This window comes from Afipia dichlorophenoxyacetatis (genome assembly GCF_055386385.1).
The window spans coordinates 5,712,326-5,732,311 of record NZ_AP029250.1 but is presented as its reverse complement, the minus strand read 5'-3'; the positions used below and the strand labels follow the sequence as shown (position 1 = coordinate 5,732,311).

Here is a 19,986-nt window from a genome sequence, read left to right as displayed (position 1 = left end):
GTTAGCCAGCGTCTTCTTCGCCGAACTTATTCGCAACAAGCTCGGTGATGGCATCGAGCGCCGCCTGGGCCTCTCGGCCGGTGGCGGACACCGTGATCGAGGTGCCGATCCCGGCGGAAAGCATCATGAGCCCCATGATCGATGTGCCGCCGACGCTTTCGCCATTGCGCGTAACCGTGAGCTCTGCGTCGAACTTTTCGGCCGTCTGAACAAATTTCGCAGATGCCCGGGCGTGCAGGCCGCGTTTGTTAAGAATAGGAAGTTCTCGGACAAGTGCGCCGGCCGTCGATGTCTGTTCGCCCGGCATGTCAATCATTTCCCAGCGAGCACTCGGCTCGCGATGGTGACGTACTTGCGGCCCGCTTCCTGCGCGGCGGCAATGGCGTCCGGCAGCGGCTTGTCGTCCCGCACCTTTGCGAGCTTCACCAGCATCGGCAAGTTGATCCCAGCGAGAACCTCCACCTTCGGGCGGCTCATGCAGGAGATCGCCAGGTTCGACGGGGTGCCGCCAAACATGTCGGTGAGAATAGCGACGCCATCGCCACTGTCGACGCGCTTGACCGCCTCGATAATGTCGCTGCGACACAGATCGGCATCGTCCTCGGCGCCAATCGTGATGGCTTCGATTTGTTTTTGTGGACCCATAACGTGTTCAAGCGCCGCCTTGAACTCGTCGGCAAGACGCCCGTGGGTCACCAGTACTAGACCAATCATCCAAGACTCCTCGCGGGCGCTTGGTGCACCGCACGAAAGGGCCACATGTTGACCATCCAGAGCCCCGACGCAAGAGGGGTTGTTGCCGCGTACCCCCTGAAAAATCGAGGGGTAGGGCTGGTCGGCTTGGTGGCGAGTGTAGGGCTTATATGGCTACCAATCCGTTTCGGGCAATCATCCGAAGGTCGTGGGAGGTCCCACTAACCTTAAGTTGTCGTAAGAAATGCCAGGACCAGAGGTAGCGGGTTCTGGCCTGCGGCGACGGGAATTCGGTGCAATTCGATGCCGGAAATGATCGTTTTCAGAGCTTCTGGTGGTGGCAGGCGTTCAGCGTCGGAGGCGGAAAGATCAATCACGACGTTGATGCCGCCCTCCGAAACCACGTCTATTTTTCGAATGCCGAGCCCGCGAATCTCGATCAGCCCTGCGAGTTCGGGGACGTTTTGCACAATTAACGCGCCGTCCCGCGGGATGAGACGAACGCGATCGTCGCCGATCAAGGTGGTTTTGGCCGATTGTCCCGCACGTCCGGCGAGAATCAAATCAAAGGCAAGGCGGGATTTTCCCGCGCCGGACGGGCCGCGAATCAGGACGGCCTGTTCGCCGACCAGCACCGCAGAAGCGTGGATGCTTGCTGTCGCCTCTTGGGTCATATCGCCGGCAGTCGCACGATAAATCGTGCACCGGCGATCCGTGCATCGCCGTCCGCATCAAGCGGACCAGCCCGGTTTTCGGCCCAGATGCGGCCGCCGTGGGCATCGATAATCTGCTTGGAGATCGACAGGCCAAGCCCGGAATTCTGGCCGAACCCTTGATGCGGCCGGTCGGTGTAAAAACGCTCAAAGATTTTTTCGAGCGCGCCGGGCCGGATGCCTGGGCCGTCATCGTCGATCACGATTTCGACCATGCCTTTCTCGCCTTTTTCGCCCTTGCGGCGCCGGCAAACGATCCGGACCTTGCCGCCGGACTTCGAGAACGACTGCGCATTGGTCAAGAGATTTGAAATCACCTGTCCAAGGCGGGAATCATGCCCTGGCACCGAGAACGTGTCGGACGACGCCCCTTCAAAGCGGGTCTCCACCTTCACATCGTTGCCTTGGCGGGTTTCATTCGCAACCGTGGTCAACGTGTTCAGCAGTCGCCGAGTATCCACGGGCTCGGCGTCCTGCCGCTGCAACTCCGCATCAAGGCGGCTGGCGTCCGAGATGTCCGAGATCAGTCGATCCAGCCGGCGGACATCGTGCTCGATTACAGCGAGCAACCGAGACCGGCTTTCATCGGATCGGGCAAGCGGCAGGGTTTCGACTGCCGAGCGCATCGACGTCAAAGGATTCTTCAATTCGTGGGCGACGTCGGCCGCGAACCTCTCGATGCCTTCGATGCGATTGTAAAGAGAGTCGGTCATCTCGCGCAGCGCGCGTGACAGGTGTCCGATCTCGTCGCCGCGCCCGGAGAAGTCGGGGATTTCCACGCGGGTCCTGATCCTGCGGCGGACTCGATCCGCGCTGTCGGCCAACCGACGTACCGGGCCTGCGATCGTGCTCGCGAGCAGCAATGACAGAATGATCATCACGCCGACGGCGATGGCAAACACTTTCAGAATGGCCAGCCGTTCGGCGGTCACCAGTTGATCGATGTCGTCGCCCTGTGTCGAAAGCATCAACGCGCCGTGTACGGCGCGGAAGCGCTGCACCGGCACCGACACCGACACAATGACTTCGCCGCGGTCATTGATCCGCACCATGCTGGCTTTCTTGCCGTCCAGCGCCTGCTGAACTTCCTGATAGCCGTTGCCGTTTTCGGGGCCGAGTTCGCGATAAAGCGGAAGATCGCCGCGGTTGAGCCAGGTGCGGATTGCAATCATCGTCCGTTCGGCGATGCCCGGCTTCTCAGCCGTTGGCGGCGCGAGCTCGAAGCGTAGAACGTCGCCGCGGCCATAAAGACTGCGGCTGTCGAGCAACGGGACGCCGTCGCGGTCGTAGATGCGGGCGCGGGTCTTGGTAGGTGAAATCAGCCGCCGCAGCACCGGCGCAACGCGCTCGGGGTTGATCGAAAAGTCCATGCCCGAAATGATTTCTTCGGTGGGACCGATGGAATCGCCGGGCTTGAGGTCCGCCAGCCGATCAGGATCGAGCGTGATGGCGTTGGTTTCGACAGTGGCTGATGCTGAGATCGCGCCTGAGATGATTTCCGCCTGCACCAGCAAGCTCTGTGCGCGGGCGTCGATCAGTCCGGCGCGGAATTGCGACAGGTAGAGAATACCCGCAAGCATCGCAATCAGGCCGATCAAGTTGAGCGAGACGATGCGGCGGGTCAGGCTCGAAAATGTCAGGGCGACGAAATAACGGCCCGCACCCTTGAGCAGCTCGCTTGGACTGCGCCAACCGCGGCTCGGCGCTTCTTCGGGAGTCTCGATGTAGGAATCAGATTCCTGCGCCAGAGACGATGACTCGTCTCTGGCGTCTTCATTTGGGTCAAGCTGCGTTCGATCGAGCAAATGCTGAACCGCTTGGTTGTTTCGTTGAGGGCGCGACCCTATCGCAATTATCCGCGTTCGTCAGGAGGCAAACCGGCTGCGAATGCGATCGATCAGGTTTCCTTGAACCGATATCCGACGCCATAAAGCGTTTCGATCATCTCGAAATCGTCATCGGCGGCCTTGAACTTCTTCCGGAGCCGCTTGATGTGGCTGTCGATGGTGCGGTCATCGACGTAGACCTGATCGTCATAGGCGGCATCCATCAATGCATTGCGGCTTTTCACAACACCTGGTCGGGTCGCCAGTGCTTGAAGGATCAGGAATTCCGTGACGGTGAGTGTCACAGGTTCGTTCTTCCAGGTACAGGTGTGACGTTCAGGATCCATGCGCAGCAAGCCGCGTTCCAACGCCTTGGCGTCCATTTCCTTTTGCACAACTGTCGGATCCTTCGGCACCGCGCGACGTAGCACTGCCTTGACGCGCTCGACCAACAGGCGCTGCGAGAACGGCTTCCGGATAAAGTCGTCGGCGCCCATCTTGAGGCCGAACAACTCGTCGATCTCCTCGTCCTTCGAGGTGAGGAAGATGACCGGCAAGTCGGATTTCTGGCGGAGCCTTCGCAAAGTCTCCATGCCGTCCATCCGGGGCATTTTGATATCGAGGATGGCGAGATCGGGCGGGCTCGTCTTGAAGCCATCGAGGGCGGACGCGCCATCCGTATAGGTCATGATGCGGTAGCCTTCGGCTTCCAAAGCAATCGAGACCGACGTGAGAATGTTGCGGTCGTCATCGACCAAGGCGATTGTGGGCATGAATCTGCTTTCCAAATCGATAGTTGTGGCGTGGCGACTTTTCTGACTACCGGTTCAAACCGGATGCCCCGAAATAAGGCGTTACGCTTGCGATGCAACGAGCAATGCAAGCTGGGCTGAAATGTGACCGAATTCCCACACTCAAAGAATTCGTGTTTGTACTGGCTATATAGGGCCATAATTTGCCGAAATAACCCCTTTCTGCCAAGAAAAAGCCGTTAATCGAACCGTCCTAGGGCCACGCAATGGAGCCTACCGCAGACTTTAACCCGGCCGGGCTGGCTCGTTCGCTTTTGAGCCGCAGCCGTCAGGGGGCCCTGGCCACTCTCATGGCCGGCACGGGCGATCCCTACTGCTCGTTGATCAATGTCGCATCCGCGCCGGATGGCGCGCCGATCCTGTTGATTTCGCGGCTTGCGATCCACACGAAAAACATTCTGGCTGATGCGCGCGTGTCCGTGATGCTGGATGAACGTGCCGCCGGCGATCCGCTCGAAGGCGCGCGCATCATGCTTGCAGGCACCGCCGAAGAAGCAAGCGGCGATAACGTTGCTCAGCTCCGCCGTCGTTATCTTGCGGCTCATCCATCGGCAGAGATGTTCGCCGACTTCAAGGATTTTTCATTCTTTCGGGTCGAGCCGAAAGGGCTTCATCTGGTTGCGGGCTTCGGGCGCATCATCGATCTCGCGCCGCGCGATTTCCTGACCGATCTCACAGGCGCTGATGCCTTGATCGATGCCGAGCCTGACATCGTTTTGCACATGAATGCGGATCACACCGAGACAATGAATCTCTACGCGACAAACCTTCTCGGTGCACAACCGGGCACGTGGCGGTGCACGGGATGCGATCCCGGAGGGCTCGACATGCAGGACAACGCGCGCACGTTGCGGCTGGACTTCCCGCATTGCGTCACGACCCTTGCCGCAGTGCGGCAAACACTGAAGGCCCTTGCAGACAAGGCTCGAACGCAACCCGATTGATCCAGTCAACTTGGCCAAGTCTGTGAATTCCAACTTGTTTTGCAGCAATCCCGCTATGCAATAAACCAAACTTCCGGGACCGACTTGGCAACACCAGCGTTGGTCACTAATAAGTCGCGGGATCGAAGCCCGGGAGCTATAATTGGTTCCCCGGTATCCGCGAATTCAGCGCTTGGGACGAGCGTGAAAGAGACGCGGTTTTAAAGGAGAATCTAAAGTGCAAGAGTCGGGTGTGCGCAACGGTGCTTTCGGCGCCGATAAATTCGGTTTCAAAGATCTGGGTGGGGTGAACTGGAATTTTGGAACGGCGCCGCTGTATGAGCACGCCATCCGCGCCGGTGAAGCCGTACTGACTGCGGAAGGTGCACTCTGCGCCGAAACCGGTGTGTTCACCGGCCGCAGTCCGAAAGACAAGTTCACCGTTCGCGATGCCAATACCGACAAGACGATGTGGTGGGACGGCAATCAGTCCATCACCTCTGAACAGTTCCAGACGTTGCACGACGACTTCATCGCACACTGCAAGGGCAAGACGCTTTTCGCTCAGGACCTCTATGGTGGTGCTGATCCGACTTATCGCATCAAGACCCGCGTTTACACCGAGCTTGCCTGGCACTCGCTGTTTATTCGGACGCTGCTCATTCGTCCGGAGTTTGCTGAGCTCGCGAGCTTCGCGCCCGAACTGACCATCGTCGATCTGCCGAGCTTCCGCGCCGATCCGAAGCGTCACGGCGGCAAGTCGGAAAACATTGTCGCGATTGATTTCACTCGCAAGATCGTGCTGATCGCCGGAAGCCAGTATGCCGGTGAAATGAAGAAGTCGGTGTTTACGACGCTGAACTACTTCCTGCCTGCGAAGGGCGTGATGCCGATGCACTGCTCGGCAAACGTCGGCCCTGATGGCGACTCCGCAATTTTCTTCGGTCTTTCCGGCACCGGCAAAACCACGTTGTCGGCTGATCCCAACCGTACGTTGATCGGCGATGATGAAACCGGCTGGGGTCCGGACGGCATCTTCAACTTCGAAGGCGGCTGCTACGCAAAGACAATCGCGCTGTCGCGCGAAGCAGAGCCTGCAATCTTCGACGCCAGCATTCGCTTCGGCGCGGTGCTTGAGAATGTGGTGCTGGATCCGCAGACCCGCGTGCCCGATTTCGATGACGGATCGAAGACCGAAAACACCCGTTCGGCCTATCCGCTCGATTTCATCCCGAATGCATCGCGCACCGGCCGCGCTTCGCACCCGAAGAATCTGGTGATGCTCGCTGCCGACGCATTCGGCGTGATGCCGCCGATCGCGAAGCTGACGCCGGCGCAGGCAATGTATCACTTCCTGTCCGGCTACACCGCGAAGGTGGCCGGTACGGAGCGTGGCCTCGGCAACGAGCCGGTGCCGGAATTCTCCGCGTGCTTCGGTTCGCCGTTCCTGCCGCGCGATCCGGCGGAGTATGGCAAGCTGCTGCGTGAATTGATTGCGAAGTACAACGTCGATTGCTGGGTGGTGAACACCGGCTGGACCGGCGGTAAGTACGGCGTCGGCAGCCGCATGCCAATCAAGGTGACGCGTGCTCTGCTGACCGCTGCACTGAACGGTTCGCTGCGCAACGCCGAATTCCGCACCGACAAGTACTTTGGCTTCGCAGTGCCGACCAAGCTCGACGGCGTGCCGACTGAGATCCTCGATCCGGTCAACACCTGGAAGGACAAGGCGGAGTTCGACAAGACTGCACGCGCGCTGGTCGGCATGTTCCAGAAGAACTTCGCCAAGTTCGAGAAGCATGTTGATGCGGAAGTTCTTGCTGCCGCGCCGGAAGCCAAGCTCGCCGCGGAATAAGTCGCGAAATGTCTCGAATACAAAAGGGCGGCTCATCGAGCCGCCCTTTTTGCTGAAAGCTACCGTCGTGGACGGGTTTTGCTTAGATGCTCGGAGGCCTCCTTTGTTGAGCCGATGCGATGCCTCAAGCTATACGAGTGGCGCGGATCAGATCATGAGGAGCAATCGATGGCGTCGACATTTCAAACTGTAGTCACGGCCGGACCGGCAGAAGATGGAAGTGCCGTCATCGATCGATGGTCTGCGGCTTACAGTGCCAACGACCGCGATCTGCTTGTCAGTCTCTATGCGTCGGACGCTATCCTCCTCGGAACGACAAGCCCGATCATCTCCCAGGGGACCGAAGCCATTCGAAAGTACTTCGAGATGCTGCCGGACAGCGGTCGCCGCAACACGATCACGGAGCGGCATACCATCGTGCTCGGCGACGATGCGGTGGTCGGCACCGGCTTCTACACATTCAGCCGTGCGGTGGAGAACGACACGCCGCGTCCTTCGCGTTTCACCATGCTGGTGGTCAAGCGCGACGGCCAATGGATGATTGCGCATCACCATTCCTCGCCGCGCCCAGAAGGGCAGCCATAGCAACGACCGTTTGAACCAGCCTGCCGGCGGCCGCGACACACGACAAGATGTGTCGTCTGGAGGCAGTTGTGAGCAAATTGATTAAGCTGGGTGTTGTTGCGCTTGTTATGGTCTCGGCGGCATCTGGGCCAGCGTTAGCGGCGAAGAAACATTCCCGCAAATCGAAGCCGCCGGTCAGCCAGCAACAGGCGGTGGTGAAAGAGCCTGTCGCGCCACCGAAGCAAATTCAGCCGTGGGGGACGGCCCCGCTGTCGGCGGAAGTCGAAGCGACGTTGAAGCCAAAAGACAGCTTTAAGGAATGTCCGGAATGTCCCGAAATGGTCGTGGTGCCTGCGGGTAGCTTCATGATGGGCACACCGCCGAATGAGCCGGATCGCTGGAAGGGCGAAGACCCGGTTCACCAGGTCACCATTGCAAAGCCGTTTGCGGTCGGCCGTTTTTCTGTCTCGTTTGACGAATGGGATGCGTGTCTTGCGGATGGCGGTTGCAACGGGGTTCGTGGAGACGACAATGGCTTTGGGCGTGGCCGTTTACCCGCTCAGGGCCTGAGTTTCGAGAATGCGCAAGCCTATCTGGCGTGGCTCTCGAAGAAAACCGGCCGCACCTATCGCCTGCCAAGTGAATCCGAACGGGAATATTTCACCCGCGCCGGTACCACGACGCCGTTCTGGTTCGGCAAAACCGTCGGCCCGCAGGACGCAAACTATATGGCGTCGATTCCTTATGCCAATGGTCCGCGCGGCGAAGACAGCAAGGGACCGAAGCCGGTGGACTCTTATGCACCTAATCCGTTTGGCCTCTATCAGGTGCACGGCGATATCTACGAGTGGACGCAGGATTGTTACAATAAACGCTACAACGAAGACACGCCGACCGATGGTTCGCCGTGGCTCGAAGGGGATTGCTCCAAGCACATGATCCGCGGCGGCCGGTGGAATTGGCAGGCCCAGACAATACGCTCGGGGTATCGCGACAGTGCGAGTCCAACCAGCGGCACAAGCGTTGTCGGGTTGCGTGTGGTGCGCTCGCTGAATGCAGCGAAATAGGAGCGCCAATCGTCTTCGTCTGGCGAGGTCGTTTGGTTTCCAGGCCGCTGGGGTGAGAAGCAGGACAGCCGGGAGGGTGTTCTGCTTTCATTTTGGAGTGTTAGTAAATCTTTTACCGTTTAGAACAAATTAAGAACATTTTTGTAGGCCATTGATATATCATTCCGATTCGGTGCGGCTGCGCCACTATATCTAGGGTCTGTCACTGGTCTTGGGGACGACATGTCCAACATTGCTTTCGACAACATGGCGCTCACGCGCATCGCGGATTTCGCTCGGACGCTGTCGCGCCTGCATATCACCGCACGCACCCGGCTGGTGGATGACGACCAGATTGATCGCGAGTTCAACGCGGTTTGCATGTCGATCTGGGGCTATACGACCGACGATTTCGACGACGATCTGTTCTCACTCAAGGACCACGAATTCCTCGACACGCTGGACGAGGCAAAGGCGCGTGTCTTCGCGGCCGAGCATGGCTATGACCTCGTCGATGACAACGGCATCCTCACCGACTGGTGGGGGTATTGCTGGATGATTCTCGCCGAGCATTGCGGTCTGCTGACGCCGGAAATCAAGGCGCGGGCGCGCATGAAGATGGAAGAGAAGTATCTCGCCGCGCCGAACGTGATCGGGGTGATTGTCGGCCGATAGAAGGCGGTTTTCTGTATCTCGCGGGACGCCGCGATTATTCCCTCACGGTGGCATCTTTTAATTTATGGCACGGATGCCTGCTGCCTTTCCTGGACGAAGAGTCTTCCTGTAGTTTGCTAATCGAGCCAGAACGGGAGCGCAATGCTGCGCCTAGAGTCTGGCCGGGATGAAATAGCAGGAGACAGGCATGAAGCTTTTCCGCGTGGCGGCGGCTTTCGCATTTGTAGTGACATCATTCGCGGCGAGCGCCGCCGACTATCCCGCGCCGAAACAGGGCACGTGGATCGCGAAAGACTTCAAATTTCACACAGGCGAAGTGATGCCGGAGGTGCGGTTGAGCTACGCGACCGTGGGAGACCCTTCGGGTGAGCCGGTGGTGGTGTTGCATGGTTCCGGCGGTTCTGCCGCTAGCATGCTGAATCCGGCCTTCGCGGGTGAAATGTTCGGTCCCGGCCAGCCGCTTGATGCCACGAAGTATTACATCATTCTTCCTGACGCGCTTGGCCACGGCAAATCGTCGAAACCCTCGGACGGCCTGCGCACAAAATTCCCCAAGTATAACTATGACGACATGGTCGATGCGCAGTACCGGCTTCTGAGTGAAGGTCTCGGCATCAAGCACGTGCGCATGGTCATCGGCAATTCGATGGGCGGTATGAACACCTGGCTGCTCGGTGAGAAGCATCCCGAATTCGCTGACATTCTGGTACCGATGGCCGCGCAGCCGAGTGAGATGGCGAGCCGCAACTGGATGTTGCGGCGAATGATGCTCGAGACCATCCGCAACGATCCGGAATACAACGACGGCAACTACACCACGCAGCCGCGCTTCCTGAAAATCGCCAGCGTGTTCTTCGGCATCGCAACCGGTGGCGGAACGCTGGCGTATCAGAAATTGGCGCCGACCGGCGACAAGGCCGACAAGATGGTCGATGAGCGTCTGGCTGCAGCGTTCAATGCGGATGCCAATGATTTTCTTTATCAGTGGGGATCGTCGCGCGATTACAACGCATCTCCGGGCCTGGAAAAGATTTCGGCGACACTGCTCGCGATCAACTCAGCCGATGACGAGCGCAACCCGCCTGAGACCGGAATCATGGACCGTGAACTCAAGCGCGTGAAGAACGGCAAGCTGTTCCTCATTCCCGCGAGCGAGGACACCCGTGGTCACCTCACCACGGGCATGGCGAAGTTCTACAAGCAGCAGGTCGATGAACTGCTCAAGACGGTGCCGAAGCAGGGAACGTAACTGAGCAATGAGAGCTGCATCCTCGCAAAGGCGCTGGATGCAGCTTGAACAGCTCGCGCTCAATTCAGGTCAGCGCGCTTGTCTTTCCGCAGCGCTGGTCCGCGCGTGCCGGCTGGCGGCTGTGTGAAATCAGGCTGCGCCAGTGTGCCGACATTGTCCGGCGGCATGTAGCCTTCTTCGGTCACTTCCGCGCTCACGGGAGCAACCTTCATCTCTCCCAACCGCGTGCGAACATCGGCGGTAAGGCCGGGATAATTGGCGACCGGCGTGAACTCGGCGGTCTGGCCGGTCGCGGTTCTGGTCCCGGAATAGGCGACCAGTCCGGTCGATGTTGCAACGATGTCGCCGGGGCGCAGTGTGGTGTCGAGCGACAGATCGACCGGGGCAAGGCCTGCAGAGTCGCGTCCGTTGCAGGTGCAGTCCGCTTTCAACGCCTTGCGATAAGCAAACGCGTTCGGCGAATTCACATAACGTTCGCCGCTGTCCGCGATGGCGTTGTCGATCGTGCTGCCGGAAAAGACCTTGGTCGCACTGGCGGGGCAGAATGATTGGCAGATCTGCGCCGGTGTCGCGCCGCCGCGCATGGTCAACGGGAAATAGCGGCCGTCGCAGGTTCGCACGCAGAAGGCCGTGCCCCGGCCGCTACTGGCGACTGGCGTACGCGGCTGTGCTGGCTGGCTTTCTGTACCAAAGGGATCGGCGAAAGAATTGGCCTGCGATCCGCGGGGAGCCGGCTTCTCATCGCCACCAAACAGGAAATCGAAGAATCCGGCGGAAGCTGCGCGCGGGACGAATACCCCGGGCATAACGAGGAGAGCGGCAAGAACGAACATGACGCAACGCCGCACGCACGAAACACGCAACTCTTGACGCAACACGTTTGCCTCACCCACGCCACTGACCACGCCGGGGCGGTGCCTCGACAGGTGGAACAATAATGCGCGATGGTAAACGCGGGGTTAGGGAGGCGAGCCGTGCGCAGGAAATAAGCAGTCGCGCTAACTGCGGAAAAACAAGAATGTCGCGAGAACGAATGTCGGGATGAGCACAAGCCCCGACCAGAGCATGTAACCGAAAAAGCTGGGCATCTTCACGCCGGCCTGTCGCGCGATGGCATACACCATGAAGTTTGGCGCGTTGCCGATGTAGGTGTTGGCGCCCATGAAGACCGCGCCGGAGGAAATCGCGGCGAGCGTCGTGGCCTTTGCCGTCATCAACACCTGTGGATCGCCGCCCGCAAGCTGGAAGAACACGAGATAGGTGGGGGCGTTGTCGAGGAACGACGACAACCCGCCCGTCAGCCAGAAATATGCAGCATTGTTGTTGCTGCCGTCGGGATGCGTAACGAGTGCGAGCAGGGGAGCAAAGGGACCTTGGCTTCCAGCCTGCAACATCGCCATGACCGGGATGATGCAGATGAAGATTCCTGCAAAGAGAATCGCAACCTCTATAATTGGGCCCCAGGTGAAGCCATTAGCTTCGCGATGCTCCTTTCTTGTCAGTGCTGCAGACGCGATCGTCACCACAACGAAAATGATATCGCGCAGCAGATCCTGAAGCTGGAGTTCGACGCCGATAACGGACCAGGCAATGCCTGGCTTCCACTGCGCGCTCATCAGGATGGCCGCGATGATGATCAGGATCAAAACAAGATTGATCTTGCCATGCAGTCTTAGAGGGCTGTCCGGCGTGGGATCTTTCACGCGCACGAAACCGCCTTCGCGATGATGCACATAGGTATCAATGACAATGAACACGGCGAGCACGATGCCGGCGACCGTCAATGTCTGAAGCCACAAGTGCTGAGTGGTCCAGAAAAAATCGACGCCTTTGAGAAAGCCGATGAATAACGGCGGATCGCCGAGCGGCGATAACGCACCGCCGATATTGGCGACCAGGAAAATAAAGAATATCACTACATGGGCATTGGAACGGCGATCGTCGTTGGCGCGGATCAGCGGCCGGATCAGGATCATTGCCGCGCCGGTGGTCCCGACGATGCTGGCCATGACAGCTCCAGCCGCGAGCAGCAGCGTATTGGTAAGCACACTGCCGCGGAGATTTCCTTCCAGATAAACGCCGCCGGCAGTGGTGAACAGCGCCAGCAGCAACAGGATGAAAGGCATGTATTCGGTGAATATAGCGTGCGCCAATGTTGTGGTGACGGCGTGAATATCCAGCGTCAGCAGCAATGAAATAACAATCAGCGCAGACCAGAACGCGGTGAATTTTCCGAAATGATGTTCCCACGCGTGCGGGTAGAACACCGGCCCTGTGGCGATGCACAGCAGAATGCCAAGGAATGGCAGAGCCCATGTCAATGATAGCTGAGCGCCATTGAGGCCTTCGGCCGCGAAAGCAGGAGCAGGGAGAACTGAAAAAATGGCCGCGGCAATGAAGCCGCGACCCAAAAGCTTCTTCATCTTTTGCAGAGTGGAGAGCAACCCGTTGTGAGATGCGAAAATGCGATCCACCGCAGCACGCTCCGACTCGATCTCTTCGTCAGGAAGAGACAGGGCATCAGCCCTTGAGAAACTCTCCCGCCTTGTACAGCGAGCGGAACGGAATGCCGGCTTCACGGAAGGCCTCTGTCGCGCCTTCGTCGCGATCCACCATCGTAAAGACCAGGATAACTTCGCCACCGGCATCCTTCACGGCATCGACCGCCTTGATGGCTGATCCGCCAGTGGTGGTAACATCCTCGACGATGACGATGCGCTTGCCCTGCAGTGTCTCGCCCTTCGTCAGCCCTTCCACCGCGAGCCGCGCGCCGTGCTCTTTCGGCTTCTTGCGCACAAAGAAGGCGGAGATCGGATTTCCCTTCAGCCAGGACAGCTGCGCGATAGCGCCCGCGATCGGAACCGCGCCCATCTCCAGCCCACCGATGTAATCGGCCTTGTCATCCTTCAGTGCGTCAAGCGACAGCTCCGCGAGTAGTGCGGCGCCTTCCGGATCGAGCATGGTCGGCTTGAGGTTGAAATAAAAATCGCTCTTGCGGCCGGAAGCCAATGTGATTTCGCCGCGCCCGAACGAGCGGGTGCGGATGATGTCGGCAAGGCGTGCGCGGGGGGCAGGGTTGGACAATGGTGATCTCACGCTAGGGGGATTTTATCGAATTTTAGCGCTCGTTGCGTGGACATTCCAGTGCGGATCGCGCACCGTCAACAGTGGAAGCCCATACTGCAAGGTAATCGTATGACCATCGACCTCTACACCTGGAATACGCCCAACGGCCGGAAGATCAGCGTCGCACTCGAGGAAATGGAGCTGCCTTACAAGATCCACCCGATCAATATTTCCAAGGGTGAGCAGCACGCCCCGGAATTTCTCAAGATCAGCCCCAACAACCGTATCCCCGCCATCATCGATCCGGACGGACCGCACGGCAAGCCGGTCAGCATCTTCGAATCCGGTGCCATTCTGCTCTATCTCGGCGAGAAAACCGGAAAGTTCCTGCCGAAGGATTTGGGTGAGCGAATTCCGGTGTGGGAATGGCTGATGTGGCAGATGGGTGGTTTCGGGCCGATGCCAGGACAAGTGCACCATTTTCTGATGGTCGATAATGAGCAGGATCGCCGCTACGGCCTAGAGCGCTATTCGAAGGAAACCCATCGGCTCTATGGCGTGCTCGATCGCCGTCTCGCAGAGCGCGAATTCGTTGCGGACAGATTGTCGATTGCCGACTTCGCGATCCTCGGCTGGGCCTGGCGGCACGAACGCCATAAGGTTCCGCTCAGCGAATATCCGAACGTCCAACGGTGGTACAATGCCCTGATGGCGCGGCCGGCTGTGAAACGCGGATTCGAGGCGAAGCTGGACTAACTTCGGCTACTCAATTCGAGCATCAACGTTTCCGAGTGCATTGTGAAATTCGTCTCCCTTCACTCAGTGAGCGAAGGGAGACGAAATCTAGTGCGCCTCATCCCAATTATGCGCGGCGCGGGCATCGACCTGTAGCGGCACCGACAGGATGACTGCCGGGAATGGCGCATCCTGCATCACATGCTGGACCACCGGCAGCGTCTTCTCCACCTCGTCGTCCGGCACTTCGAAGATCAATTCGTCGTGCACCTGCAGCAGCATTTTCGCGGAGAGTTTTTTCGCGGCAAGCGCATCATCCATGCGGATCATGGCGCGGCGAATGATGTCCGCGGCCGTGCCTTGCAGACGGGCATTGATTGCCGCGCGTTCATTGAAGGCTCGAATTGACGCGTTGCTTGCCTTGATATCCGGATAGTGACACTTCCTGCCGAACAGTGTTTGGACATAGCCATTCTCGCGACAGAAATCGCGGGTCTGATCCATGTAGGCGCGAATTCCGGGAAAGCGCTCGAAGTATTTCTTGATGTAGGCGCCCGCTTCTTCGCGCGGAATGCCGAGCTGGTTGGCCAGACCGAACGCCGAGATGCCGTAGATGATGCCGAAGTTGATCGCTTTGGCGCGGCGTCGCACTTCGCCCGGCATGTCCTTGATCGGGACGCCGAACATTTCCGACGCTGTCATGGCATGAATGTCGAGGCCATCCTGGAACGCCTGCTTGAGCACCGGAATATCGGCGATCTCCGCAAGAAGCCGCAATTCGATCTGCGAATAGTCTGCTGACACCAGCTTGTGGCCCGGCGTTGCGATGAAGGCGCGGCGAATCTTACGCCCTTCTTCGTTCCGCACCGGGATGTTCTGCAGGTTCGGTTCTGACGACGACAGTCGTCCGGTGGTGGTGGCGGCGAGAGCGTAGGATGTGTGCACCCGGTGTGTCTGTGGATGTACATAGGTCGGCAGCGCGTCGGTGTAAGTCGACTTGAGTTTCGACACCTGACGCCAGTCGAGAATCTTGCGCGGGAATTCATGGCCTTCTTCCGCCAGATCCTCAAGAACGGACGCAGACGTCGACCATGCGCCGGTCTTGGTCTTGCTACCGCCGGGCATCCCCATCTTGCCGAACATGATGTCGCCGAGCTGCTTGGGGCTTCCCGGATTGATCGGCTCGCCCGCGAGGTCGCGGATCTCAGATTCAAGCCGTGCCGCTGTCTGCGCGAAATCGCCTGAGAGGCGCGACAAAACCTGACGATCGATGGTGATGCCACGCTGCTCCATGCGCGACAGGACGTTGACCATCGGCCGCTCGAGAGTTTCGTACACCGCGCTCATGCGTTCCGCTGCGAGGCGCGGCTTGAGCGCACGCCACAGGCGCAAGGTGACGTCCGCATCTTCCGCGGCATATTCCGTGGCTTTTTCGATCGAGACCTGATCGAAGCACACCTGATTTTTGCCGGTGCCGGCAACTTCGCCGTAGCTGATTGGTGTGTGGCCGAGCCATCGCTCTGACAACGGATCCATGCCGTGCGGGCTGCGTCCGGCGTCGAGTACATAGGAGATCAGCATGGTATCGTCGAGCGAGCGCAACTGAATGCCGCATTGTGCAAATACCAGTGCATCGAATTTGAGGTTCTGTCCGATCTTCAGAACACTCTCGTCTTCGAGCAGCGGTTTCAGTGCGGCGCAGGCGTCTTCCATCTTGATCTGATCAGGCGCCAAGCCTCCCGCAAAGAGGCCTGAGCCGTCTCCGCCCTGCTTGTGGATCAGCGGAACGTAACAGGCTTCGTTCGGAGCAAGCGCCAGCGAAAATCCGCAGAGTTCTGCCTGCATCGGGTCTAGGCTTGTGGTCTCAGTGTCGATAGCGACATGGCCAATGTCCCGCGCGCGTGCAATCCATGCATTGAGCTGCTCGAGCGTACGAACGGTGACGTATTTGCCGCGATCGACAGGCGTCTTGAGCGCTTCAGCGGCGCGCAAGGCTGCAAGCGATTTCGGAGTCAATTCGTTTGCCGCACCGCCTTTGGCTTCAGCGGGTTTCGATTGACGTGTCGACGATGTCCCCGCGGCCAACGCATCCGGCTCACCGCCGAGCGGCAGCGTACTTGGAGAATCCTCATCCACTGCCGAAGGTGCGAAGGAGCTCTTCACTTTCTCGTCGGGCTGAACGTCAGATGGATCGATCTGCGAATAGTCCGCGACGCGTCGGGTCAGCGTGGAGAACTCCATCGCCTTTAAGAACGCAACCAGCTTGCGCGGATCTGGCTCGTGAACCGCGAGATCATCCAGCGGCACATCGAGTTTCACCTTGTCGTCGAGCAAGACCAGCCTATGCGAAATACGGGCCTTCTCGGCGTTTTCAATCAGGGCTTCGCGCCGTTTTGGCTGTTTGATCTCGCCAGCCCGAGCCAGCAGCGTTTCAAGATCGCCGTATTCGGTAATGAGCTGCGCGGCGGTCTTGATGCCGATGCCGGGCACGCCGGGGACGTTGTCGACGGAATCACCTGCCAGCGCCTGCACCTCGACAACTTTCTCAGGCGGCACACCGAACTTCTCGATTACCTCGGCGATGCCGATGCGGCGATCCTTCATGGTGTCGTACATCATGACGCAGTCATTCACGAGCTGCATCAGATCCTTGTCCGAGGAGACGATGGTCGCGTTGGCGCCGCGCTCACACGCCTCGCGCACATAGGTTGCGATCAGGTCGTCTGCCTCGAACCCGATCTGTTCCAGGCAGGGCAGATCGAAGGCGTGAACAGCCTCACGGATCAGAGCGAATTGCGGAATCAAGTCGTCCGGAGCGGGCGGCCGGTGGGCCTTGTATTCCGGATAAAATTCGTTGCGGAAGGTTCGTTCGGATTTGTCGAAGACGATCGCCAGATGCGTGGGCCGATTGTCCTGCGGCATGTCGCGCAACAGCTTCCAAAGCATGTTGCAGAAGCCGAGCACAGCGTTGACCTGCAATCCGTCGGATTTTCGGTTCAGCGGCGGCAGCGCGTGATAGGCGCGGAAAATATACGATGATCCGTCGACCAGAAAGATATGGTCGCCTTTGGCGGGGGCTTTGACGGCGGCGGGTTGAGCGGCTGTGGCGGGCTTTTTCGACATGGCGGCAACTTAAGGTTTTTGGCCGCGATTGACACCCCTCCGCATGGCAGATGCGCACCGAAATGTTCGGTGTTTTCGCCTAACCGCAGCGTCCCCGCACAGGGCGGAGACACGCTTGGTCTGAATTTTTCGAGGAACCTTGCCGAGGAGGGTTTAGGACTGAGTCCAGAGCCCGTTCGGCTATTCTGCGGCCTGAAGCTGCACGGCGCGCTGTTTCGGAGCGATCCAGAAGGTGTCCGGTCGTTCGAACAGGAAGTTCAGCCCGACCCGTTTGGCGCCCCACCACATCACGAGCGCACCGAGCACGCCGGCGGTCGTGACAATAATCGAAACCAGCCCAAGGTCTGGAATGATGTTGGTTTTGAGCAACAGAGCGCGGGAGGTGGCCATCGGCAGGAAAAAGGCCAGATAGATGACGATGGAGTGCTCACCGCAATAGCGTAGCGCGCTGAGCCAGTTGGCACGGGCGAGCAGCACGCCGATGGTGATGATGGCGCAGGCGCCGGCGAAGCCGAGCATCAGTGAAATGCCGGGCAGCTCTGAGACGCCGCTGAAGACGAGCAGCGTGTTGATGGTCGCCCATGCGGCGAGGCCGGCCAAAGCAAGGCCCGGATAAATACTGGCGCGATTCGCCAATGTAAAAACATACGTTGCGAACAGATAGCCGGAATAGAAGTAGACGAAGCGCGCTGCGAATTCGTCGATCGCGGTCCATCCCGTCGAGATGTGCGCCATTTCAAGTGCAGCCGCCGCGACCCAGATCAGAGCCGAGGGCACTCGCTGGGTGGCCTTGGTCAGAACGAAGAACACGGGCAGCATCCAGATGAACCAGAGCGTGCCGAACGGTTCGATGAAAGATTGCAAATACATGACACCGACATACGGCCAGCCTTGCTCGGCGGCCATGCTGGGAGCCTTGATGGCGAATTGGATCGTCAGCCACAGCACGTAGAAGTAAGCAAAGTGGACCACCTTGCGGTCCAGGTAAGTACGCCAGTCGCGATTGATCACGCGCGCTAGAAACAGGCCTGAAATCAGGAAGAAATCCGGCATCCGGAACGGCTTTGCGAACTCCACCACAAGATGCATGAAACCATGCTTGCCCGCCGCGGCCTCGACGCCCAATGTCGAATGCATCATCACGACCATCACGATGCATATGCCTTTGGCATAGTCGACCCAGTCAACTCGCTCTGAGACAGGCGACAAGCGGGTAGCTGATGTGCCGTTATTATTCATGGGTGTCTCGTTTCGGTCCAAATTCGCCCTATCATTGGACGCAGGCGTTTCATTCTCCTTTATTCATTCAAATGATGTGCCTGCTTTCCCCGGAATCGGGCTAAAAGGCGCGTGAATACGCTGGATGGTTAATTATCTCTGAGTAGGGGTCTTCATGCGAATTGCCATGATCGGCACGGGTTACGTGGGGTTGGTTTCGGGGGCTTGTTTCGCGGACTTCGGTCATCGCGTGACATGCGTTGATACCGATGCTGGCAAGATCGCCGCGTTGAACCGCGGCGAAATCCCGATCTTCGAACCGGATTTGGATCGCCTAGTCGCAACCTCGGTGAAGGCGGGACGCCTCGATTTTACTACGGATCTTGCTGGCCCAGTCGGCAAGGCTGATGCGGTGTTCATCGCAGTCGGCACGCCGTCACGTCGCGGCGATGGTCATGCTGACCTCAGCTACGTGCATGCGGCGGCGCGCGACATCGCCAAGGCGCTGCAGGGTTTTACGGTCGTTGTCACGAAGTCCACCGTGCCGGTCGGCACCGGTGATGAAGTGGAGCGCCTGATCCGCGAAACCAATCCAGCAGCGGATGTTGCCGTGGCATCCAATCCTGAGTTTCTGCGCGAGGGCGCGGCAATCCGCGACTTCAAGCATCCGGACCGCATTGTGGTTGGCACGGACGATGAACGTGCTCGTAAAGTCATGGGCGAAGTCTATCGGCCCCTATATCTCAACCAGGCGCCGATCATGTACACCGAGCGGCGTACCGCCGAGCTGATCAAATATGCGGCAAACGCATTTCTCGCGACCAAGATCACTTTCATCAACGAGATCGCGGACCTCTCCGAGAAAGTCGGCGCGGATGTGCAGGAGGTTGCGCGCGGGATTGGCCTCGATAATCGCATCGGCACGAAATTCCTCAATGCGGGTCCCGGCTTCGGCGGGTCGTGTTTTCCCAAGGACACCCGCGCGCTGGTGAAGACTGCCCTTGATCACGATGTTCCGCTGCGCATTGTTGAGGCGGTGCTCGCAGTGAATGACAACCGGAAGCGGGCGATGTCACGCAAGGTTGCTGCTGCGGTTGGTGGCAATCTTCGTGGCAAGACCATCGGTGTGTTGGGGCTGACCTTCAAACCTGAAACCGACGACATGCGCGAGGCACCGTCGATTCCATTGGTGACCGGGTTGCTCGATCATGGCGCGCAGGTGCGGGCCTATGATCCAGTCGGAATGGATCAGGCGAAGCACGAATTACCCGATATCTTCTACTGTGAAGATCCTTACGCGTGCGCGAAAGACGCTGATGCGCTGGTCATTGTCACCGAGTGGGTGCAATTCCGAGCGCTCGATCTCGCGCGCCTGAAGCGCGAAATGAAAAGTCCCGTCATTGTCGATCTGCGTAACATCTATCGGCGCGATGAGATGGAAGAGCTGGGCTTCGTCTACGACAGCGTCGGGCGGGGCGCCTAGCTTCT

Annotated in this window: 18 protein-coding genes; 8 read left to right on the top strand and 10 right to left on the bottom strand. The window is 58.9% G+C overall.

Translation table 11 applies throughout. The annotated features are described in order from the left end of the window. Nucleotide 1: 1 nt before the first annotated feature. The 5 genes from ACZ5C3_RS26890 to ACZ5C3_RS26870 form a co-directional block, all read right to left on the bottom strand. Complete coding sequence (locus ACZ5C3_RS26890) at nucleotides 2–307, bottom strand: HPr family phosphocarrier protein (protein WP_464034145.1); 306 nt, start codon at nucleotides 305–307, stop codon at nucleotides 2–4. Nucleotides 308–312: 5 nt separating this feature from the next. After that, nucleotides 313–714, bottom strand: a complete 402-nt coding sequence (locus ACZ5C3_RS26885) for a PTS sugar transporter subunit IIA (RefSeq protein WP_002713595.1) — start codon at nucleotides 712–714, stop codon at nucleotides 313–315. Nucleotides 715–920: 206 nt separating this feature from the next. Then, entirely contained in the window at nucleotides 921–1,367 is a 447-nt protein-coding gene (locus tag ACZ5C3_RS26880) for an HPr kinase/phosphorylase (protein ID WP_464034144.1), read from the bottom strand. After that, a complete protein-coding gene (locus ACZ5C3_RS26875; RefSeq protein WP_464034143.1) occupies nucleotides 1,364–3,211 on the bottom strand; it encodes a stimulus-sensing domain-containing protein in 1,848 nt (615 codons plus the stop codon). Before ACZ5C3_RS26875 ends, ACZ5C3_RS26880 begins: the two co-directional genes overlap by 4 nt. Before the next feature lie 92 nt (nucleotides 3,212–3,303). After that, on the bottom strand, nucleotides 3,304–4,005 hold the full coding sequence (locus ACZ5C3_RS26870) for a response regulator transcription factor (RefSeq protein ID WP_464034142.1): 702 nt from the start codon (nucleotides 4,003–4,005) through the stop codon (nucleotides 3,304–3,306). 245 nt (nucleotides 4,006–4,250) lie between these two features. Between ACZ5C3_RS26870 and ACZ5C3_RS26865 the strand changes: the two genes are divergently transcribed. The 6 genes from ACZ5C3_RS26865 to ACZ5C3_RS26840 all read left to right on the top strand — a co-directional run bounded on the left by ACZ5C3_RS26865 (nucleotide 4,251) and on the right by ACZ5C3_RS26840 (nucleotide 10,356). Continuing rightward, a complete protein-coding gene (locus ACZ5C3_RS26865; protein ID WP_464034141.1) occupies nucleotides 4,251–4,988 on the top strand; it encodes a HugZ family pyridoxamine 5'-phosphate oxidase in 738 nt (245 codons plus the stop codon). Nucleotides 4,989–5,205: 217 nt separating this feature from the next. Further along, nucleotides 5,206–6,822: a phosphoenolpyruvate carboxykinase gene (locus tag ACZ5C3_RS26860; protein WP_464034140.1), complete on the top strand. Its 1,617-nt coding sequence runs from the start codon at nucleotides 5,206–5,208 to the stop codon at nucleotides 6,820–6,822. Nucleotides 6,823–6,990: 168 nt separating this feature from the next. After that, nucleotides 6,991–7,407 carry an SgcJ/EcaC family oxidoreductase gene (locus ACZ5C3_RS26855; protein ID WP_464034139.1) on the top strand — a complete coding sequence of 139 codons (417 nt, stop codon included), beginning with the start codon at nucleotides 6,991–6,993 and terminating at the stop codon, nucleotides 7,405–7,407. A 68-nt stretch (nucleotides 7,408–7,475) separates the two neighbouring features. Continuing rightward, complete coding sequence (locus tag ACZ5C3_RS26850; RefSeq protein WP_464034138.1) at nucleotides 7,476–8,453, top strand: formylglycine-generating enzyme family protein; 978 nt, start codon at nucleotides 7,476–7,478, stop codon at nucleotides 8,451–8,453. Between the two features lie 222 nt (nucleotides 8,454–8,675). Continuing rightward, complete coding sequence (locus ACZ5C3_RS26845) at nucleotides 8,676–9,107, top strand: hypothetical protein (protein ID WP_464044381.1); 432 nt, start codon at nucleotides 8,676–8,678, stop codon at nucleotides 9,105–9,107. Between the two features lie 187 nt (nucleotides 9,108–9,294). After that, complete coding sequence (locus ACZ5C3_RS26840) at nucleotides 9,295–10,356, top strand: alpha/beta fold hydrolase (protein ID WP_464044380.1); 1,062 nt, start codon at nucleotides 9,295–9,297, stop codon at nucleotides 10,354–10,356. Between the two features lie 59 nt (nucleotides 10,357–10,415). On the opposite strand, the gene ACZ5C3_RS26835 is transcribed toward ACZ5C3_RS26840, so the two are convergent. The 3 genes from ACZ5C3_RS26835 to pyrE all read right to left on the bottom strand — a co-directional run bounded on the left by ACZ5C3_RS26835 (nucleotide 10,416) and on the right by pyrE (nucleotide 13,440). Further along, complete coding sequence (locus tag ACZ5C3_RS26835; RefSeq protein ID WP_464034135.1) at nucleotides 10,416–11,189, bottom strand: DUF2865 domain-containing protein; 774 nt, start codon at nucleotides 11,187–11,189, stop codon at nucleotides 10,416–10,418. A gap of 165 nt (nucleotides 11,190–11,354) precedes the next feature. Further along, the gene (locus tag ACZ5C3_RS26830; RefSeq protein WP_464038440.1) at nucleotides 11,355–12,779 is read right to left on the bottom strand and encodes a sodium:proton antiporter; all 1,425 of its coding nucleotides are present in this window, start codon (nucleotides 12,777–12,779) and stop codon (nucleotides 11,355–11,357) included. 97 nt (nucleotides 12,780–12,876) lie between these two features. Next, entirely contained in the window at nucleotides 12,877–13,440 is a 564-nt protein-coding gene (pyrE, locus tag ACZ5C3_RS26825) for an orotate phosphoribosyltransferase (protein WP_464034134.1), read from the bottom strand. A gap of 111 nt (nucleotides 13,441–13,551) precedes the next feature. Here pyrE and ACZ5C3_RS26820 point away from each other — a divergent pair, with 111 nt between their 5' ends. Further along, complete coding sequence (locus ACZ5C3_RS26820; RefSeq protein ID WP_464044379.1) at nucleotides 13,552–14,178, top strand: glutathione S-transferase family protein; 627 nt, start codon at nucleotides 13,552–13,554, stop codon at nucleotides 14,176–14,178. Nucleotides 14,179–14,265: 87 nt separating this feature from the next. Here the strand turns inward: ACZ5C3_RS26820 and polA are convergent, their stop codons facing one another. Further along, the gene (gene polA / locus ACZ5C3_RS26815; protein WP_464034133.1) at nucleotides 14,266–17,280 is read right to left on the bottom strand and encodes a DNA polymerase I; all 3,015 of its coding nucleotides are present in this window, start codon (nucleotides 17,278–17,280) and stop codon (nucleotides 14,266–14,268) included. Between the two features lie 180 nt (nucleotides 17,281–17,460). Then, nucleotides 17,461–18,519, bottom strand: a complete 1,059-nt coding sequence (locus tag ACZ5C3_RS26810) for an acyltransferase family protein (protein ID WP_464044378.1) — start codon at nucleotides 18,517–18,519, stop codon at nucleotides 17,461–17,463. 154 nt (nucleotides 18,520–18,673) lie between these two features. Between ACZ5C3_RS26810 and ACZ5C3_RS26805 the strand changes: the two genes are divergently transcribed. Further along, on the top strand, nucleotides 18,674–19,981 hold the full coding sequence (locus ACZ5C3_RS26805) for a UDP-glucose dehydrogenase family protein (protein WP_464034131.1): 1,308 nt from the start codon (nucleotides 18,674–18,676) through the stop codon (nucleotides 19,979–19,981). Nucleotides 19,982–19,986 lie beyond the last annotated feature (5 nt).

Bases quoted from the DNA above. Each gene is read 5' to 3' on its own strand.
- ACZ5C3_RS26890 (WP_464034145.1), bottom strand. From the start codon at position 307: ATGCCGGGCGAACAGACATCGACGGCCGGCGCACTTGTCCGAGAACTT.
- ACZ5C3_RS26885 (WP_002713595.1), bottom strand. From the start codon at position 714: ATGATTGGTCTAGTACTGGTGACCCACGGGCGTCTTGCCGACGAGTTC.
- ACZ5C3_RS26880 (WP_464034144.1), bottom strand. From the start codon at position 1,367: ATGACCCAAGAGGCGACAGCAAGCATCCACGCTTCTGCGGTGCTGGTC.
- ACZ5C3_RS26870 (WP_464034142.1), bottom strand. From the start codon at position 4,005: ATGCCCACAATCGCCTTGGTCGATGACGACCGCAACATTCTCACGTCG.
- ACZ5C3_RS26865 (WP_464034141.1), top strand. From the start codon at position 4,251: ATGGAGCCTACCGCAGACTTTAACCCGGCCGGGCTGGCTCGTTCGCTT.
- ACZ5C3_RS26855 (WP_464034139.1), top strand. From the start codon at position 6,991: ATGGCGTCGACATTTCAAACTGTAGTCACGGCCGGACCGGCAGAAGAT.
- ACZ5C3_RS26845 (WP_464044381.1), top strand. From the start codon at position 8,676: ATGTCCAACATTGCTTTCGACAACATGGCGCTCACGCGCATCGCGGAT.
- ACZ5C3_RS26840 (WP_464044380.1), top strand. From the start codon at position 9,295: ATGAAGCTTTTCCGCGTGGCGGCGGCTTTCGCATTTGTAGTGACATCA.
- ACZ5C3_RS26835 (WP_464034135.1), bottom strand. From the start codon at position 11,189: ATGTTCGTTCTTGCCGCTCTCCTCGTTATGCCCGGGGTATTCGTCCCG.
- ACZ5C3_RS26830 (WP_464038440.1), bottom strand. From the start codon at position 12,779: ATGAAGAAGCTTTTGGGTCGCGGCTTCATTGCCGCGGCCATTTTTTCA.
- ACZ5C3_RS26820 (WP_464044379.1), top strand. From the start codon at position 13,552: ATGACCATCGACCTCTACACCTGGAATACGCCCAACGGCCGGAAGATC.
- polA (WP_464034133.1), bottom strand. From the start codon at position 17,280: ATGTCGAAAAAGCCCGCCACAGCCGCTCAACCCGCCGCCGTCAAAGCC.
- ACZ5C3_RS26810 (WP_464044378.1), bottom strand. From the start codon at position 18,519: ATGAATAATAACGGCACATCAGCTACCCGCTTGTCGCCTGTCTCAGAG.
- ACZ5C3_RS26805 (WP_464034131.1), top strand. From the start codon at position 18,674: ATGCGAATTGCCATGATCGGCACGGGTTACGTGGGGTTGGTTTCGGGG.